Genomic DNA, 2,742 nt, shown 5'->3' with positions numbered 1-2,742 from the left:
GCGTTTTAGGAGGACTGGTTTTCCGGCTTGACCGATCGCCTTTAGTAACTCGAAGTTTTGCATATTCCGACTGCCTAGTTGCAGCATATCAGCATAGGTGACAACTGGCTCGATTTGGGCGATCGACATTACCTCTGTCACGACGGGTAAACCGTAACGCCGGCTGACATCGGCTAAAATTTCCAGTCCCTCAATTCCCATCCCTTGGAAAGCATAGGGAGATGTGCGGGGTTTGTAGACTCCGCCTCGCAAAGCTTGAACGGATGCGGCGGATAGTTGGCAGGCGACTGTTTCCATTTGTGCGGAACTTTCCACGGTACAGGGGCCGCCGATGATTAATAATTCTTGGCCGCCGACTGAGACTGTTTCTGAGAGTTTGACAATTGTTTGGTGTTCTGGATGAGATTTAGTGACGAGTTTGGCTTCTAACATGAGGGTATTTTCCTGGAAATTTAAGTGGGTGGTTGACAACAAAAAACCCGGAACTTTTAGGGGTTCCGGGTTGGTGCGAAAAGACAGCGCGACAATTTACCCAGAACTTTTGTTGGGCCAAAAATAGAAGCTGTCGTACCAGTTACTGAATAATGTCATTGCTGTTTTCGCTTGTAGTCGATTGGTTGTTGGGAAAAGAAGTAGAAAAAACAAAACCGCAGGTGTTAATCTGCGGTTCGCCCGGATGTTCATAGTGAATTGCAAATTCACTCCGGGCGAACTTTGCTGTACCAAAAATAAAAATAGCTGTTGGCTGTGAACATAGGTGAAGTGCTGCGATTTGTGGGTTAAACACAATACTATTGCACAAGCTAGCACAGGGAGATTCGGATGTCAACCTATTTTGAGAAAAAAATTTGTATAATGGGCGCTCTTGTCCCTCCCTTGTTAAGGGGGGCTAGGGGGGATCGAGGGGCTAAGTAGTAAGGTGGAGTTCGATCGCTCTTTTCGCCCCTTAATCAGGAATATGTCTCGTTTATAGCTTCGTTTCGATAGTCCCTAACGCCTCTTATTAAGGGGGGCATGAGTATTTAAAGTCCTCATCTATATCTCGTTTATAGCGCAGTTTAGATCCCCCCTAACCCCCCTTAATAAGGGGGGGACAAGAGGGAGCTTTCCGATGGTAGGGGGAACGATACTTTGATGAAAGGGAGATATATTGATTAGTCCCAGCCGAAATCTCGATCGCACAATTCGGCTAGTCTTTGGTTGTGCGATCGAAAATATGCTCTCAATTGCTCGTATACTGTCTCGCTGATGGGCGGATATTCGCTGGAGTTGAGCTTGCCGTAGGTTGGTAGTTGCTGAGGCGGTAAGTCTAAAAATTCGAGGACGTTGTTGAGGGTTTGGGCTGGGTTGCTATACAAGTCTTCGCTTTTGATGATTGAGATTTGTGATTTGGGAAAAAGTTTCATCCAGGCTGGGAGTTGATCGGCGTAAATGCCGCGGGCTAGATAGGTGTGGTGTTGGTGTTCGTAACTATAGTATTTGGGGTTGGCTAGGAGTTTTTCCATTTCGCCTTTGAGTCTTTCGGGTTCGGCGGCGATCGCGTCTTCTAATGAGAGAGTTTCGTATTTTATTCTGATATAATGATAGTAGTGGGAAATTGCGCGATCGACGGGGTTTCTCAGCAGGACGATGATTTTAACTTTGGGACATAAATCATAAATTCGCTGGGGAACGTGGGGGTGAAATATGTAGTAAGGACTGGCTTCTCCGGTGATTTTTTTGGGGCCGTGTTTGGGCAGGGGAAATTGGGCATAGTACCAGTCTGGGCCTTTGTCGAAGTTTAAGTCAAAATAATGTACTTCTTTTTGGGTGGCATGGGCGATTTGGGGATGTTGGGTGAGATAGGCGTAAAGCGATGTTGTTCCGCCTTTTTGGGCGCCGATGATGATGAAGTCGGGGGGTTTGGGAGTTTGTTTCATAGGTTGTAGGTTTTATATTTTGCAGTTGTACTGACAGTGTTTGGGATTTGGCATTTGTACCGATCGCACTTGGGGGCATTACGGCAATTCGATCGCACTTGGGGGCATTACGGCAATTCGATCGCACTTAGGGGCATTACGGCAATTCGATCGCACTTAGGGGCATTACGGCAATTCGATCGCCCAATTTAGATTTGATTGCACCGATACCAATTTAATGTGAAGTTGCATATATTTCGATCCCCCTAAATCCCCCTTAATAAGGGGGACTTTGACTAAGCTCTTGTCCCCCCCTTATTAAGGGGGGTTAGGGGGGATCAGATTCTATGCAGCCTCATATAAAATTGGTATGAGAGGCTTAACCACAATTCGATCGCCCTCTCTACATTATTCTAGATTCCGGTGGTTGAAACTGAGCCTAGACAAACAAAGCCTGCCGGGGTGGGCTGGGAAATACATCGAATATGATCGCGATCACTGTTTTTGGGTGATCGCATTCACTCTCGCTTTGGCGACTGACATTTCAATTTAAGTAGATTAGAGTGGAGTTAGGAATATCTAATCCGTGGGGGGCAAATCTTTCGCGGAAAAATATATTATTATCGGCGGCGATTTTGGTTGCGGGTTTGTGGGTTTTATTTTTCAGCCAAAGTACAGATTTAAATTTGTGCAAGAGGCTGATATGCAAGTTGCAAAAAATGGGAACAATATAAAGATGGGATTGTACTGTCGAGCAGTAACTACCTGCAATACCATCTCTGAAATTATTCAGGAAGGCGTCAATGTTTAAGAGCAAATTATCCAAAGTTATCGTATCCCTGCT

General features: G+C 45.7%; 3 protein-coding genes and 1 pseudogene. 1 reads left to right on the top strand and 3 read right to left on the bottom strand.

Annotated elements, in window-relative coordinates; all coding sequences use genetic code 11:
- Together QUA38_RS28415 and QUA38_RS28410 are read right to left on the bottom strand one after the other, a co-directional pair.
- Positions 1 to 432 (bottom strand): annotated as a pseudogene (locus tag QUA38_RS28415) (3-deoxy-7-phosphoheptulonate synthase); the annotation flags it as partial.
- A 722-nt stretch (positions 433 to 1,154) separates the two neighbouring features.
- A complete protein-coding gene (locus tag QUA38_RS28410) occupies positions 1,155 to 1,919 on the bottom strand; it encodes a sulfotransferase domain-containing protein (protein ID WP_333167770.1) in 765 nt (254 codons plus the stop codon).
- Between the two features lie 36 nt (positions 1,920 to 1,955).
- Here QUA38_RS28410 and QUA38_RS28405 point away from each other — a divergent pair, with 36 nt between their 5' ends.
- Positions 1,956 to 2,111, top strand: a complete 156-nt coding sequence (locus QUA38_RS28405) for a hypothetical protein (protein WP_333167768.1) — start codon at positions 1,956 to 1,958, stop codon at positions 2,109 to 2,111.
- Between the two features lie 331 nt (positions 2,112 to 2,442).
- On the opposite strand, the gene QUA38_RS28400 is transcribed toward QUA38_RS28405, so the two are convergent.
- Positions 2,443 to 2,742: hypothetical protein (locus QUA38_RS28400; RefSeq protein ID WP_333167766.1), on the bottom strand; the 300-nt coding region annotated here is incomplete at its 5' end.

Source organism: Microcoleus sp. Pol12B4 (genome assembly GCF_036701385.1).
In the GTDB taxonomy this organism is placed as follows: Bacteria; Cyanobacteriota; Cyanobacteriia; order Cyanobacteriales; family Microcoleaceae; genus Microcoleus.
The sequence above is the reverse complement of the archived record's forward strand: the minus strand, read 5'-3'. Positions and strand labels throughout refer to the sequence as shown.